Below are 15,226 nucleotides of genomic sequence, written 5' to 3' on the forward strand. Positions count from 1 at the left end.
TATAAGGATAATCAATGAAATAGATTTAAAATGTTATGAATAAACGTTAGTAGTATACCGAAAAAATTCATTAGACCTGTTATAGACAAATACATTTGATATCTACTCTGTAAATAATGCTATAAGTAATAGCAAAGGATAGATTATAAAGAACCTTCCTATAATATATAGATATAGCATTAGATGGTATTTATTTTAAATGCGTAAAAATCAATTGCCCAATTTTTGCTATTGCCGTATTAAGAACAGCCATTGGTTTCCCTGTTTTCGCTAAATAAATACTGATCATGATTGGTTGTTTACCTTGTTGCCATACTGCTGCTGTAATTCCTCGTGAGCCATAGTTATTGTCATAACCTGAACGATTGGCAATATGCCAACCTGCAGGTAAAGCTGCGCGTAATAATGGATCAGAGACTTTATTATCCATCATCCATTGCTTTAGCTGTGTACGTGCTGTTTCTGATAACGCATGATCATAGAGTAAGCTATATAAAATAGAATTCATGGCGATAGGGGGGATCACGCAGTTCAGCTCCACTGACATTATTCACTTCAGGTTCAATACGATCAATACGGGGCGTTTTATCATTAAGCGTACTGATAAATTGAGTAACGCTTTGAGGACCACAAATATTAGTAAGTATCAGATTAGCCGTTGTGTTATCACTGGTTAGCATGGTTGTATTACAGAGTTGAGCTAAGGTCATGCTTGTACCAACACGATTGGCTGTTATTGGCGCATAGCTTAAAATATCACTCTGTTTGATCATGATAGATTGGTTTAAGTTAACACGCTTAGTATCTGCTTGATGTAATAAGTTACTACAGACTAAGGCTTTAAAAGTACTCATTATTGGAACACGTTGTTCACCATGATAACTCCAACTGGTATTGGTGTTGGCGTTATAGACCGCTACCGCGACAGTGCCTCCAAGGTGTTGCTTAATGTCTTTGCTAAATTGTCGATTATTGTAAATAGGCTTATTGCGATAGTGGTATGTAAATAAAATAATGCGATTAATAAATATTAATCGTTCAATTCATATTATCGGCAATACTCTTATTGCGTACAATTAATGTGTTATTTTGCTTGTTTTTGCTTGAAAAATAGCTAGTTAGAAAGTTTTTTTGTTTTTGTTCTTTACAGTGGAAGGGCTGCGCTATATTATAAGCGCCATTGGAGAGATGGCTGAGCGGTTGAAAGCACTGGTCTTGAAAACCAGCATACGTTTATAGCGTATCTAGGGTTCAAATCCCTATCTCTCCGCCAAATTTAATTGTTGAGTTTCGACTTAGTAATAAAACAGAAATTAGTGTGCCGACTTAGCTCAGTAGGTAGAGCAACTGACTTGTAATCAGTAGGTCACCAGTTCGACTCCGGTAGTCGGCACCATTAAATTTCGGTGGGATTCCCGAGTGGCCAAAGGGAGCAGATTGTAAATCTGCCGGCACTGCCTTCGAAGGTTCGAATCCTTCTCCCACCACCATAATTTGTAAAGATACATCGCAGGTATCGTATAATGGCTATTACTCCAGCCTTCCAAGCTTGAGATGCGGGTTCGATTCCCGCTACCTGCTCCAAACAATTCCCTCTTAGTTCAGTTGGTAGAACGCCGGACTGTTAATCCGTATGTCACTGGTTCAAGTCCAGTAGAGGGAGCCAAATAAAGAAGCCCGCAAGCAATTGCGGGCTTTTTTACGTTTGGAGAAAGTGACATTTCTAAATGGTTGCAACAGGGAGCTACATCTTAGTAGACATAACAGATGTTATGTAAAATGGGTGGGGATTTTCGTTGATATGGAATGATATTGGTGAAATTAGTTGTAGTGGAATCTCTTGGTGATCACAACGAGCTAGATAAAGAGCCAACTCGTTATTGGACAAAATAGTGTCAGTGATATTGCTAATTTAGTTATTAATGAATTAGTTCAAGTCAAGTATTGAAAGGATTCCCTTATATGAAGCCTGACAGCAGCTTATCCGTACATAGCACTCAAGGTAGCAACTACATCAAAGTAATTAAAGCCTCAGGTAACGTCTTAATTTTGTGATGATATCAACTTCAGTTGTTGATTCTGCTGATATAATATTGCAACAACTAGGCTGATATAAAAAATGAGTATGGCAATAGACCCAGTATATAAGTTCATGAGTGGGGAGTGCTTCCATCTCAAAGGCTTACGAGAAAACACTGTTTGGTTTTCTAGCGTTAAAGATTTAAATGATCCCTATGAGGGGCTAGTGAATCTAAAACATAGTGATGTATCACTAATCGACAGAAAACTAGTCCTAACTCATGTTTTTGACGAGGAAAATAAAGACCTAAAGAAATCTCGTAAGGAAGTTGAATCATTCCTAAAAAGAGTAGGTATGGATAAATTCAATGAGCATGTAGAAAAAAACACGAAGAGGCACTTTGAAGATTTTTTAACGTTTCACCATGAGCAACGTCACGTGCTCTCGTTATCTCGAGCGAGTGAGCCATTAAATAAAAACCCTAGACCAGAGCCTCTTACCCTAATGATGATGTGGGGGCATTATGCCAACGGCTTTAGAGGTATGTGTGTTGAGTATGACTATCACGAGCTAATCAGAAGTATCAATGTATTAAACGATATCGCAGTATCTGCTAAAACGGTTGATTATGTTGAAGGAACTCTCCCAATAATAGAAACTAAAACAATCCTTGATGACATAGTTTATAAAAACGGGAACACTTCGAGAGAAATACTCAGAGCTTACTGTACCAAGCACAAGGCTTGGGATTATGAAAATGAAGTCAGGGTTATCAGTCAGCTTCACGGAGTTAACAGACATAGTGAAAATAGTATTAACAGAGTCTTTGTTTCAGACCTAAACCCTGCATTAATAAAAAAGGTCAAGAGCATCCTTAAAACCAAAAAACAAAAACCTGAGTTACTGAAAGTTTCATTACATAAGAAAGAGTTTGGCTTCTACTTTAAGACCATTGAATACTAAAGGAAGAACTGATTTTTATTGAGTCTGTAGATACGTTTCAGGCATGAAAAAATCAATCAAATTATGATTTAGTGAAATGGGACTTAAACAGCCGCGAACTTGATGTTTTGGGGCTCTTCCGTGTCAGCAGGGATCGCGCTGAAACGTATCTGGACATTTCCGAGTTATGAACCATAGACGATTCTGACCTTTCGGATTACTCCAAGTATATCGAGCAGCGTACTGTAGTGGTACATACATGTGAACAAACTCTCTTATCCACTACACTCAGAGATCTATTGAGAGTGTTTTATCATTTGTGTGGGCCTTATTCATGGTAAACATTAAACGAAAATAATATAGTTTCATAACATTCACACACATTGGTTAGGGTTATGCCTCTGCAAACATTTGAAGAGAAAATAGATTCTCTTGAACCTGAAGAAATACCATCGATTCTATTAGCAAACGGCTTCTCACAAGCTTGGGATCACGATATTTTTAATTATCAGAACTTACTTCAACGTGCCAACTTCGGTGCTCGTGATGCAAATATCCGCGATATCTTTAATAAGTTTGATACCTACGACTTTGAGCAAGTTATGCGAGCGCTTGAAGCTGCTGAGGCTGTCTGCGATATCTATGGAGTTGACCCAGCAAAGATTGATGAGATTAGCACCGACCAAGAGCAATTAAAGTCCTCTCTAATTCAAGTAATCTCACAAACCCATCCATTGAGATCTAGCAGAGTAACAACAGCGCAGTTCGAAGCGGCAAAACCGTTCATCATCAGATTCGATAAGATTTTTACCCTGAACTACGATTTGCTCCTTTATTGGATTGTTAACAAATACGACATTGATCCAGAGGGCTACTACACTGATGACGGCTTTAGACGTACCACATGGGAAAACGTAGACAGTCAAAACGTGTACTTCCTACATGGTGGTCTTCATATCTACGATGACGGAACTACCATCAAGAAGCATGCTTTCAATGGTGATGCTGATACAAGTATCGTCGACCAAGTTCGAGATAACTTGAATCAAGGCAAGTTCCCATTGTTTATTTCAGAACCAACATTTGAGAAGAAACAAACTCGAATAGAGCACAACCCTTATCTGAACGCATGCTTCAAGGCTCTAAAGAACCTTAACGGACCATTGTTCATTCATGGTCACTCAATGGCAGAAAACGATAGACACATTTTTAATCAAGTCAATGAAAGTGGTGTTAATAAAGTGTTTATCAGTATCTTCGGTGATGAAAACTCTGAAGCAAACAGAGAGACAATGGCTAATGCCAGAAGATTCATTGATACTCAGAACATTCAGATTGAATTCTACGACGCTGCATCAGCTCCTATTTGGCAATAGTAAATTCCACATAGTGCTTCTGTTTCCTTGAGGCACTAATTTTGTGGAATAAATATTCTAATCAAAGGGGCTTGTTGCATGATGCAGTGACTGGGAAAAATTTAAACGTAATAACTACACAATCATTTTTTAAACTTCCATTTTTAAAAAATAATTAAAATGCTCATTCATATAAGTTTCAAATCTACTGTATGACTCTCTGTCAAAATTATTCGTATTTAACTCAATACCTTCATCAATACCAAGTGAAGAGAGTGATTTTTTATCCAGAGTTTTAGATATACGCAACCTGTGAGTTTTATTTTTCAGTTCAAATGACAATAAATGCTGATCAAATAATTTATCTATATGGGCACACAATAATAGGCCATTTGCTCCATCAAGCCTGTCTGAACTGTTTTTACAATCTCTCCATGGCCTAATGTGTGAAGCAATTAAAATTTCTTTTATATCTATCAGAGTAACGGCACATTTTTCACCATTCCATAATTTAGTAACACGATCTCGGAAGACTCCTTGACCAATTCTTGCATTCACTAATTGTAATGTTTCTGTTTTAGATAAATTATCTGAACATAATTCCATTAAATCATGAGACATTGAACATTCCGAGTCGGTCTCTTGTTTATTAATCTTTTTATCTGGCACCTCATTAAGGAGGATATATCGATGATTGTTATATAATGTTGAAATATCAATGTATGGTTTATATGGGATAAAGTCTTTTGGCTTAAAACGGATATTAAAATTGAGTAAAGCATCATCTTCTTTAACTTTACTTCCATTTGCATCTATCATAGTTAGATCATCAGACATTTTATCAAACCATCCATTACGCTCATAAATAGACGCAGCATACTCAGCCTCATTTCTAGTTAAGCACTCAGCACACTTTATATAACCGATAGCTAACTTCTTACCTTTCAATACAGTGTATAAAGTGAGATGAAAATCTAGTCCTTGGTAAGCTTGCTTTTTAGTATTAACCCCTTGAATAAAAGAATATTTAAAACCGTCTATTAATTTAGTAAAGTCACACAACCATTCTTCATGACCATAACCAGGATTAACTTCAAATGATTTTTTATCCTTACTTTTGCAGTCATCGTCATTTCCAGAAGGAGTAATCCAACCTTTATTATTCCAACATATTCTTGCTACTTTTTTTTTCATAATAATCTTAAATCATAAATATCAAAAAATGATAATATATTACTATTATCATAAGGTTAAGTTACCGTAATCACACTATGATAATAAGAGCCTAAACTGATAGGTTTTAGCGAATAAATAATTTTTTAATTTTATTTTAGGTATACCCCAGCGAAACCAGTCCACATTACCCTTCAATCCGCGTTGTTGTATTTAAGAAACCACCTATAACAAACCAATTAACGAAACTAACCTAAATTGAACCAATAGGTAATGAGAATGCTGAACTGAGTGTGTTCTCTCTTTCAACGAAGACGAAACTATGTCTAATAAGCTACTTTAAAACTTCATAATTATGTCATTTTATTTTCATTTAATTACAAGAAGATAAGGTAACTTCTTTAATGGATATGTAATTACTCATGAAAAAACACATTGCGCTTATTAGTCTGGTACTTAGTTGTTCATCAGCGTTTGCTGACTCAAACTTTTCAAAAGTTGATACTTATACAATTAAAGCCGCTCAAGATTACTTGTCAGCAACGCCAGCGAAAAATAAAAATGGAACAATTAACGCCATCATTGAAATTCCTACAGGAAGTAATGAAAAATGGGAAGTAAGTAAAGTTGATGGTTCAATAATTAATTGGGAGTTTAAAAATGGCCAACCACGGATTGTGCATTACCTTGGTTATCCAAGTAACTATGGCACGATTCCTAATACAGCATTACCTAAATCTTTAGGTGGTGATGGCGATCCTTTAGATGTGTTAGTGCTTGGTTCTGCTATGGTGCAAGGAAGTGTTGCACAAGTTCGCTTAATTGGTGGTCTTAAAATGCTTGATGGCGGTGAACAAGATGACAAATTAATTGCGGTTCCTGTAACTGAGCAGTCACCATTTAAGAATGTTTATTCTATAAAGCAATTACAGCAGCAATATCCTGGCGTGTTAACAATTATTGATACATGGTTTTCTAACTACAAAGGTGCTGGTGCGAAGGTTGATATTCAAGGTGTGCTATCTAAGCAAGAGGCATTAGATGTTCTTGATAAAGCAGCTAAATATTATAAAGAAATTTAAATAGGAAAGATGACTTTTTGATCTCAAAATGATTGTTAGCGCATCCTTATTTTTACTATTTTTCTGACAGTATCATTGTGATTATAAAGTGTGTGTTTTTATTCTTTATTGGTAAATCAAAATAATGATTCCCATGCATAATGGGAATCATTTTTTATTATGGTGATTAATGTCGATTAAGAGTATTGAATAACCGCCATGATTAACACAACCACCATACTGCTTAACATCGGAACACTGGTACGCTTAATAACATCAATCGGTGTTAGACCAGCCATGCCAGAAACGGTAATTATGACCCCAGCAACCGGTGACATTGTTCTACCAATGCCCGCTGCAAATAAAATTGGCAATAATGGAAGTAGGGGATTAACACCAAAGTTCGTTGCAATTTGAGGTACGATTGGAATAAAAGCCATTACAGGTGCATTGCCTGAACCCGTAATAAATGCGGTGAGTAAAATAAAGCCAGAGAAGACAATAACAATACCGCTAGGACCAAGATCAAATGATTTTGCGGTATCAATTAGTGTGTTGATGGCGCCAATATTGGTTAGACCCGCAGAGAAATATTCAGCTGCAATCATTAACGTTAATACGCTCGCAAATATCATTCCGGTACCTTTAAGCCATGCTTCAAAATTATCAAAAGCACGCTGAATTGAACGAAATCTTATTGCTTCTATTACGATACAAATACTGATTGTCGACATCATGGCAATGGGAATTGTCATGGTAATAGACTTCATTACCATGCTAGAAAAGCCAAATAAAAAGATAAAAGGTAAAACGGGTAGTAATGCGTAAAATTTAGGTACCGTATCATTATCGTCATGCTGCTTTTCTAGTGTTTCTAAATACTTACCTCTGTCATCTGATGGGTTATAGCCATCAGTGCGGTCACAATGACGTTGCCATACAATGTTAACTAAAGGAATTAGAATAAGTAGCATTGCTTGAAATATAGTTTGATGATTTACCACAAAATCCATGATTTCAACATTGATTGTATTAGCACCAATAACCGCATTAATTTGCCCTGGGCCATATTCCCATGCTGTTGGTATTACAATCGTTGCAACGGCTGTTTTCGCACTGATACCCGCATTTCGTAATACGGGGTAAAGTGTGCCCATTAAGAGTAATGATAACGATGTTGCACCAGTAATAAATACGTACATTAGTGATACAAATATTAAAACGAGTATCAGTAGAATATAAGGATTTTTTACCGCCATAACTGGGCGAGATGTTGCTTTAACTAACGCTTGAGATGCGCCAATGTGATTTAGATAGGTTGAAACACCAGCAATAGAGACCAGTGTTAAACCGACACTGCCTAAGCGGGTATTAGTGATTTCAGTAAAACGTTGCCAGAGGTCAAAAAATAGTGCGCCTTGCGTTTTTCCATCTGCAAGTACAGGAGCTATACCTGATATTGATGCGTAAGCTAATAGCAGTAAGCCTGCGGTAATTAATGTTGCTTGAGGATTGAATTTTTTTAACATTGAGTAGGCGACAAGCCCAACTATACATAGTGTAAAAATATATTCCATGTTGTTCTCATTGATAAAGATAGATGGAATAATTATTTATTAATTGAAGTAAAAAAAAGCTGATGATTATCTGATAAATAAATAACAAAAATTACTTTAATAATAAGTTAGATCTTACTCTCATTGTTATACTTAGTATGTTATTTGATTGTTTTTTTTTGTGTAACTGCTTAAGGTTGTTATTATGTTAATGAATAAAGGTAAAGTATAAAGGTAAGTCTCTATATTTATGTAATACCGAAGTTTAAATCAAATGTGTTTAAAGCGAATATATTATTATTTATAAAATAAGTGATAAATATTTGTTAATAAAAAGAGCTCTATTTCCTTTGAATATGTATTGTTAATACAGATTGTCGGAAAATATCGCTCATTTTAGTGTTTCTGTTTCTTTTAGCGCATTACAAATAATTCTTCGTGGTAATTTTTCTCAATATCAAAGGCGTGTTCACTGAGCTCTTTTTTGAGCTTTTTGGAAAATATTTCTGGTCCACAAAAGTAGATCTCATGATCTGCTAACTTCCCGCATTGATTTATTATGCGCTCAGTGTTTAATCGTGGTGAATGCTGGGTATCTATCATGGTTAACTTAACATTCGCTTGATACGCAACAGAATTTATTTTATCGGCTAAGTTATTATCGATACCTCGACTACAATAAAATAATGTTATTTGAGGATGGTTTGTTTTGCCTGCAAGTGTTTCTAATATAGCGAAAAAGGAAGCAATACCAACACCACCAGCAATCCATATTTGTGGTTTATTTAGATCGAAATTCATTCGGCCATAAGGGCCTTCTACCGTTACCATATCACCCATTTTTACTCGATCGTATAATCCAGTTGTGAAATCACCGAGTGCTTTAATTAAAAAACGAATTTCAGTCTTTTTAGTGCTTGAAGTCATGGTAAATGGATGTGGTTCTTCATTGCCAAACCGTAAATATGCAAATTGTCCTGCTTGATGCCCTTGCCAAGCCGTCGTTGGTTTTAAGACTAATTCCATTGTCTCAGCTTGTGGAAAGTAACGTGTTGATACAACACGAGCTGAATGACGATTATTGCGCCCTACAAAACCCAATATACTATATATTGCGGCAATGGAGCCTATAAACACAAACTCTAATGTGAGGTAATAAATAGGCTCTCCCCAATAGCTATGTTTGAGTAGTAACACTGAGTGAATAGCAATAAGTAAATAGGCAACTGACATTAGACGGTGTGATAATTTAAACGGTTTATATTTTACAGTTGCCCATAGCGATCCGATCAATAAGACTAACAGTAAATAGAACCCCCATTCTCCAATATTTGCAGCAAATCCGTGTAAATTATTGACCCACACTTCCCAGTTAAAGTCAGTTATTGCAGGCTTTAAGCCATGTTGACGAGTAGGCCTTGTCAGTATGCCCGACATTACTAACCATTTAGGAATTTGGTACCATAACCAGTGTGTAATACCCAGTGCGATACTACTAATACCCAGCCATTTGTGTATACGGTAAGCTTTGTCCATGCCATTAAGCCAGTTCTCAACCATAGATAAACGCATTGCTAATATCATAGTGATGGACATTAATATTAGAGATAAAATGCCTGAATATTGGATCATGGCAGATCGCCATTCAAAGAGGTTATTTGAAGTAAAGAATTGCGGTTCCATCGCAAACCAAAAGGCTGATATTGTGGCAATCATTGCCCAGATAAAATTGCGAGTTGTTGTCATGACGTTGTGCCTATATAAACGATAGTTTTATTTTAACTATTGGTATGTAAAGCGACGTCAATATACGTATAACTATGCAAAGTTTTATTAGTGTTAAATATTATATAGTTGATAAAAAGTAAATAATTACACTATCATATTGAGATTATTTATTATTAGAGGAGCTAAATAGCTCCTTAAATGAATATAATAATTAAAATTTTCATATTATATAGTTATATAACAATCTTTGTTTGAAATGTGTTAGTTTTCTTTTTTACGTCGTTGAATTTCATCTTGAAAGCGTGTAATTGTAAAATCAATAAATGCACGTAATCGTCGAGGCATTAAGTCTCTTTCTGGATAAATAAAACTGATGGGAATCGGCACTTGTGATGCATAAAGGCTGGGTAAAATATGGATTAATTTGCCTTCAGCAATAAGATTGCGGCACAAAAACTCTGGAATATAGGTGATTCCAAAACCATCTAAGCAGAGATCTAATGCGGCACTTAACGTATTGACCTTAAAACGATAAGGTAATCCTTCTAATACATTTTTATTCCCTGTACGTACACTACTGATCATTTTAATTTGTTGATGAGGGGCTTTAAAATCGACCAAACTCTGTGGTAAGCCGTACTGTTCTATGTATTGAGGGCTTGCGACTAATACTCGCGTAGAATGGTGAAATGTTCTAACTATCAATGATGAATCTTCAATTTCTCCAACTTGTATCATAACGTCATAGCCTTCTTTTATAAGATCAACTTTTCGGTTTGATAATTCAAGATGTATCTTTAAGTTAGGATGCAAGGTCATAAATGCTTTTATACAATCGCCAAAAAAACCCTTTCCGATCTCAACCGGCATGATCATTTTTAATGTACCGCAGATTAAATCGTGGCTGGCAGTGACTTCTAACTCAGATTGTTCCAAGACGTCTAGAATATGTGAGCAAGATCGATAAAAAGTATCACCTTCTGTAGTTAGCACTAATTGGCGTGTTGAGCGTGTTAATAATCTAACACCTAAGTATCGTTCTAATTCGGCGACTTTTCGGCTTACTGTTGATTTTGTTAACTCCAGTTCAGCCGCGGCTTGGGTAAAACTTTGTCTTTCCACGACACGTGCAAAAATAGTAATTGTATTAAGATCAAAGCCAATTTTATTGTTTTTTGTGTGCAACAGTCTTTTCCTTTGTGGTGTATATAACAACAATTGATTCCCCTTTATACTTTATACCATAAAGTAATTTAGGACTGAAAATGAAAGCATTTTATACCACTCGTATAGCATCTTCTTTAGCTGCTGTACTGTTATTATCGGCATGTAGCATGACACCACCTTCTGAGCCACAACATCGTTCATTGCTTACTGCACAACAAGTTCAGTTATATCAACATGACATTAGTACTATAAAAACAGATTGGTGGACCCAATTTAATGATCCGCAATTAAATCAATTAATCACACTAGGTCTAACGAATAACTTAACTTTACAGCAAGCTCAGCAGCGTATTGAGTTAGCGACTCAACAGGTTGCTTTAGCACAAGCGGGTGATAAACCAAGCGTTAATCTCAATGTTAGTGGTGGCGCAATTGGTGCAAATTTAGATTCTCTATCTCCCCATAATGCAGAATATTCAGCGTTAGGAATGTTGCTGCCTTCTTTTTCTTACCAATTTGATTTTTGGGGTAAAAATAAGGCAATCATTACGGCTGCAACCAATCAAAAATTATCATTAGAAGCGCAAGCTGTACAAGCGAAGTTACTGCTGTCTGCGGCTATTAGCAGTAGTTATTTTACTTTACAGAATAATTATCGCTTAGAGCAAAATATTCAATTGTTATTGCGTGAAACGAATAAGCAAAAAGCCGTTATTAACGACCAAATTAAACGTGGTCTCGCAAGCAAAGCAGAATTATTTCAACAGCAAGGTGATATTGATAAGTTATCAGCACAGCTTTCAATGACGATCACTCAACAGCAACTAGCAAAAAACCAATTAGCACTATATTTAGCGAAAACGCCAGAGCAACTGGGAACGCTATTAACGCCAAATGCACACCCAATAAATCAATTGAATACCATGACGACGATTCCAATGAATTTATTGGGGCGTCGCGCGGATATTATTGCTAATAAATGGTTGGTTGAAGCGAATCAACAAGGAATAAAGCAAGCTAAAGCGGCTTATTATCCTGATATGAATTTGATGGTTATGGGCGTTTTTCAAAAACTATCGTCGATGAATCCTGCCGATTTATTTTTAAGTGGGGCGACGGTTGCCACGACTTTACCACTCTACGATGGTGGCGTACGTGATGCTAATTATGCTTCAGCAAATATTCATTATGACCAAGCGGTGACTGTTTATAACCAATCAGTGCTTACTGCCGTTAAACAAGCCTCTGATGCGATTGTTAATTTACAAGAGGCGTTACAACAACAAGCCTTGACCGTGGCATCTACAACACAATATCAGCAAGCTTATATGATATTTAAACACCGTTATCAACGTGGATTAGCCAGCTTTTCAGAAATGAATAATGCACAAATAAAATGGCATCAGCAGGTTATACAAACCACAAATGCTGATAACGCAACGTTACAGAATCAATTACAACTTATTGTTGCTCTCGGGGGCGGTTATCACAGCCAACAATAAAATAAACAGCCGTCATCTAGCACAATAAATAACATGAGACTCAATATGACAAATCAACCTCTTAATTCTACTTCTCAAAAAAAACGTAACACTATTCTCAGTGTTTTTATCATTATCGTTATTGCTGTGGCTGCGATCTATTATTTCGTTATGCCAACCACCTCACAAACGACTGATGATGCTTATGTTGCAGGTCAGAGAATAATGATCACAGCACAAGAGTCAGGCACTGTGAATGTGATCAATGTTGATGATACTCAACAAGTTAAGCAAGGTGAACAGCTTGTTACTTTAAATCGTAATCCATTGTTATTAAAGCAACAACAAGCAGAGGCTAATCTTAAAAATACGGTTCGTGATGTACAAAGTAATTATTTGAAAATAGCACAGCTAAAAGCGCAAATTGCCGCAGAAAAAGTTATGTTAGCTCAAGCAAAGCAAGATTATAAGCGTCGAATTGGGGGGGATAAAGATGGCTCAGTATTAGCTGAAGTATTATCACATGCTAAAAATACGGTCATGATTAAAGAGCAAAACTTAATTGCATTAAATAAACAATTACAAGCGCTGCAAACATTATTGCCTCAAGAAAATATTTTAGATAATCCTCAAGTTCAAATGGCGATTGCGCAATTACGTCATGTTTATCTTGATCAACAAAATGCCACTATCTTTGCACCTAAAGCGGGTATGGTTGTTAATCGTAGTGTGCAGGTCGGCCAACAAATTCAAGCAGGACAAGCATTAATGACTATTGTGCCATTAGATAATGTTTGGGTTGAAGCTAACTTTAAAGAAACACAGCTACATAATATGCAGCCAGGACAACCAGTCACCATTAAGTCTGATCTCTACGGTGACAAATATACATATAGCGGTGTTGTGGCTGGCATTGGTGCTGGTACAGGTAGTGCGTTTTCAGCAATTCCAGCTCAAAATGCGACGGGTAACTGGATTAAAATCATTCAACGTGTACCTGTACGTATCTACATTGATTCACAACAAATTAAACAACATCCATTACGTGTTGGTATGTCAATGACAGTCACGGTTGATACGAAAGCGTCAGTGACGAAACCGTTTGATTATGCTGTGTTTACCGCCAATGAAAATGCGCAGAAGACCACGAATAAACGCCTAGCTGTTGTAGATAACAAGGTAGAGATATTTGTTAATCACCTTATTAAAGCCTAGGTGATGTAATGAATGAATCTGTGCCACTAAAAGGCGTTAAATTGCTATTGATTACCTTAGCGACATCAATGGCAACCTTCATGATGATTTTAGATACATCGATTGCCAATGTCGCGATCCCTACAATTGCAGGTAATCTTGGTGTATCAACCGATCAAGGTATTTGGGTGATCACCGCGTTTGGTGCTGCAAATGCGATATCAATGCCGATGACGGGTTTTTTAAGTCGTCGATTTGGCGAAGTAAAACTATTTATCTTTGCCACCATGGGGTTTGTTATTGCATCGATGCTATGTGGGATGTCGAGCAGTATTGAAATGCTGATTTTTTTCCGCGTGATTCAAGGGGCTATCTCGGGATCGATAGCACCGTTATCACAAAGTTTGTTATTACGAAATTTTCCAAGAGAAAAACACGGTTTAGCTATGTCCTTATGGTCAATGACGGTGGTTATTGCACCAATTATGGGGCCGATTTTAGGTGGAGTACTGACGGATAATTACTCATGGTCATGGATCTTTTTCATTAATGCCCCGATTGGTATTATTGCGAGTGCGTTAGTGTTTTATCTGCTCAAAGGTAAAGAAACTAAAACCCAACGTGAAAGTGTCGATTATATGGGAATTGGGCTACTAGTTGTTGCGGCGGGTAGTTTACAAATGATGCTTGATTTGGGTAAAGATCATGACTGGTTTCAATCAAATTTAATTCTAGGATTAACATTTGTCGCAGTGCTTTCTTGGGGCTGTATGATCATTTGGGAATGGTATCATGACAATCCTGTGGTTAATTTTCGCTTCTTTACCAAGAGAAATTTCACAATTGCGGTCATTGTGATGAGCTTAGGGTATATGGTTTACTTTGGCTCTACAGTATTATTGCCATTGTGGTTACAAGGAGTGATGGGATATACCGCGTCATGGTCAGGTTATGCGACGGCACCCGTCGGTATTTTAGCGGTTGTAAGCGCACCTATCATTGGTAAGCTAGTTCAAAAAATAGATATTCGTTATATTTTAACTTATGCCTTTTTAATTTTTTCTGTGGTTGGATTTTGGCGGAGTACTTATAATTTAGCGGCTTCGTTTGATTATATTATGATGCCTCAATTAATTCAGGGGGCGGCAACGTTGGCCTTTTTTGTACCACTGCAAAATTTAATTGTGAATAGTGTTAAACCCGATCAAATAGCTAATGCCGTTGCATTATCGACGTTCTTCCGAACTTTATTTGGTAGTTTTTCATCATCGATTGTTACTACGATGTGGGATCAACGTATGGAATTTCATCATTCACGTATAGCCGAAGGATTTACAGTTGCTAATCATCAGGTGAGTCAGTTTATTCATTCTATGAGTAATAACCTTGATGCGGTGAATAATGTTATTACTCGGCAATCTTATATGATGTCAACGGTCGATTTATTTTGGTTATCAGGAATATTATGTTTATTACTTATTCCACTAGTATGGCTAGCAAAACCAGTACGTCATTAATTTTTTAGGGCTGCGGTTATACATAGAAACTA

At 36.5% G+C, this 15,226-nt stretch carries 12 protein-coding genes and 5 tRNA genes; 11 read left to right on the forward strand and 6 right to left on the reverse strand.

Annotation, left to right across the window (positions count from 1 at the left end):
- Positions 1-190: 190 nt before the first annotated feature.
- Positions 191-526, reverse strand: a complete 336-nt coding sequence (locus VXS03_RS04740; protein ID WP_327762271.1) for a serine hydrolase — start codon at positions 524-526, stop codon at positions 191-193.
- Complete coding sequence (locus VXS03_RS04745) at positions 489-1,043, reverse strand: serine hydrolase (protein WP_327762486.1); 555 nt, start codon at positions 1,041-1,043, stop codon at positions 489-491. The genes VXS03_RS04740 and VXS03_RS04745 overlap by 38 nt, the downstream gene beginning before the upstream one ends.
- Before the next feature lie 139 nt (positions 1,044-1,182).
- Here VXS03_RS04745 and VXS03_RS04750 point away from each other — a divergent pair.
- The 7 genes from VXS03_RS04750 to VXS03_RS04780 all read left to right on the forward strand — a co-directional run bounded on the left by VXS03_RS04750 (position 1,183) and on the right by VXS03_RS04780 (position 4,338).
- Positions 1,183-1,273 (forward strand) — tRNA-Ser (locus tag VXS03_RS04750).
- 47 nt (positions 1,274-1,320) lie between these two features.
- Positions 1,321-1,396: transfer RNA gene (locus VXS03_RS04755), tRNA-Thr, on the forward strand.
- Between the two features lie 9 nt (positions 1,397-1,405).
- Positions 1,406-1,490, forward strand: a tRNA-Tyr gene (locus VXS03_RS04760).
- A 19-nt stretch (positions 1,491-1,509) separates the two neighbouring features.
- Positions 1,510-1,584 (forward strand) — tRNA-Gly (locus VXS03_RS04765).
- A gap of 6 nt (positions 1,585-1,590) precedes the next feature.
- Positions 1,591-1,666, forward strand: a tRNA-Asn gene (locus VXS03_RS04770).
- 453 nt (positions 1,667-2,119) lie between these two features.
- Positions 2,120-2,983 carry a DUF2971 domain-containing protein gene (locus VXS03_RS04775; RefSeq protein WP_327762272.1) on the forward strand — a complete coding sequence of 288 codons (864 nt, stop codon included), beginning with the start codon at positions 2,120-2,122 and terminating at the stop codon, positions 2,981-2,983.
- A gap of 374 nt (positions 2,984-3,357) precedes the next feature.
- The gene (locus tag VXS03_RS04780; RefSeq protein ID WP_327762273.1) at positions 3,358-4,338 is read left to right on the forward strand and encodes a DUF4917 family protein; all 981 of its coding nucleotides are present in this window, start codon (positions 3,358-3,360) and stop codon (positions 4,336-4,338) included.
- Between the two features lie 129 nt (positions 4,339-4,467).
- On the opposite strand, the gene VXS03_RS04785 is transcribed toward VXS03_RS04780, so the two are convergent.
- Positions 4,468-5,511 (reverse strand): HNH endonuclease, encoded by a 1,044-nt coding sequence (locus tag VXS03_RS04785; RefSeq protein ID WP_327762274.1) that lies wholly within the window; start codon positions 5,509-5,511, stop codon positions 4,468-4,470.
- Between the two features lie 401 nt (positions 5,512-5,912).
- Between VXS03_RS04785 and VXS03_RS04790 the strand changes: the two genes are divergently transcribed.
- Entirely contained in the window at positions 5,913-6,572 is a 660-nt protein-coding gene (locus VXS03_RS04790) for an inorganic diphosphatase (protein ID WP_327762275.1), read from the forward strand.
- Between the two features lie 176 nt (positions 6,573-6,748).
- Here VXS03_RS04790 and dcuC read toward each other — a convergent pair whose 3' ends face one another.
- From dcuC to VXS03_RS04805, 3 genes are all read right to left on the reverse strand, one after another.
- Positions 6,749-8,128 carry a C4-dicarboxylate transporter DcuC gene (gene dcuC / locus VXS03_RS04795; RefSeq protein ID WP_327762276.1) on the reverse strand — a complete coding sequence of 460 codons (1,380 nt, stop codon included), beginning with the start codon at positions 8,126-8,128 and terminating at the stop codon, positions 6,749-6,751.
- Between the two features lie 393 nt (positions 8,129-8,521).
- Positions 8,522-9,853: a ferredoxin reductase family protein gene (locus VXS03_RS04800; protein WP_327762278.1), complete on the reverse strand. Its 1,332-nt coding sequence runs from the start codon at positions 9,851-9,853 to the stop codon at positions 8,522-8,524.
- 243 nt (positions 9,854-10,096) lie between these two features.
- A complete protein-coding gene (locus VXS03_RS04805) occupies positions 10,097-11,020 on the reverse strand; it encodes a LysR family transcriptional regulator (RefSeq protein WP_327762279.1) in 924 nt (307 codons plus the stop codon).
- Positions 11,021-11,100: 80 nt separating this feature from the next.
- On the opposite strand from VXS03_RS04805, the gene VXS03_RS04810 reads away from it, so the two are divergent.
- Genes VXS03_RS04810 through VXS03_RS04820 form a run of 3 tightly spaced genes read left to right on the forward strand, consistent with a single transcriptional unit; the run spans position 11,101 to position 15,194 of the window.
- Complete coding sequence (locus tag VXS03_RS04810; RefSeq protein WP_327762280.1) at positions 11,101-12,504, forward strand: efflux transporter outer membrane subunit; 1,404 nt, start codon at positions 11,101-11,103, stop codon at positions 12,502-12,504.
- A 45-nt stretch (positions 12,505-12,549) separates the two neighbouring features.
- Positions 12,550-13,698: an HlyD family efflux transporter periplasmic adaptor subunit gene (locus VXS03_RS04815; RefSeq protein WP_327762281.1), complete on the forward strand. Its 1,149-nt coding sequence runs from the start codon at positions 12,550-12,552 to the stop codon at positions 13,696-13,698.
- An 8-nt stretch (positions 13,699-13,706) separates the two neighbouring features.
- Entirely contained in the window at positions 13,707-15,194 is a 1,488-nt protein-coding gene (locus VXS03_RS04820) for a DHA2 family efflux MFS transporter permease subunit (RefSeq protein ID WP_327762282.1), read from the forward strand.
- Positions 15,195-15,226: the final 32 nt, after the last annotated feature.

It is taken from the genome of Photobacterium sp. S4TG1, assembly GCF_036040035.1.
Lineage (GTDB): Bacteria > Pseudomonadota > Gammaproteobacteria > Enterobacterales > Vibrionaceae > Photobacterium.

Bases quoted from the DNA above. Each gene is read 5' to 3' on its own strand.
- VXS03_RS04775 (WP_327762272.1), top strand. From the start codon at position 2,120: ATGAGTATGGCAATAGACCCAGTATATAAGTTCATGAGTGGGGAGTGC.
- VXS03_RS04780 (WP_327762273.1), top strand. From the start codon at position 3,358: ATGCCTCTGCAAACATTTGAAGAGAAAATAGATTCTCTTGAACCTGAA.
- VXS03_RS04785 (WP_327762274.1), bottom strand. From the start codon at position 5,511: ATGAAAAAAAAAGTAGCAAGAATATGTTGGAATAATAAAGGTTGGATT.
- VXS03_RS04790 (WP_327762275.1), top strand. From the start codon at position 5,913: ATGAAAAAACACATTGCGCTTATTAGTCTGGTACTTAGTTGTTCATCA.
- dcuC (WP_327762276.1), bottom strand. From the start codon at position 8,128: ATGGAATATATTTTTACACTATGTATAGTTGGGCTTGTCGCCTACTCA.
- VXS03_RS04800 (WP_327762278.1), bottom strand. From the start codon at position 9,853: ATGACAACAACTCGCAATTTTATCTGGGCAATGATTGCCACAATATCA.
- VXS03_RS04810 (WP_327762280.1), top strand. From the start codon at position 11,101: ATGAAAGCATTTTATACCACTCGTATAGCATCTTCTTTAGCTGCTGTA.
- VXS03_RS04815 (WP_327762281.1), top strand. From the start codon at position 12,550: ATGACAAATCAACCTCTTAATTCTACTTCTCAAAAAAAACGTAACACT.
- VXS03_RS04820 (WP_327762282.1), top strand. From the start codon at position 13,707: ATGAATGAATCTGTGCCACTAAAAGGCGTTAAATTGCTATTGATTACC.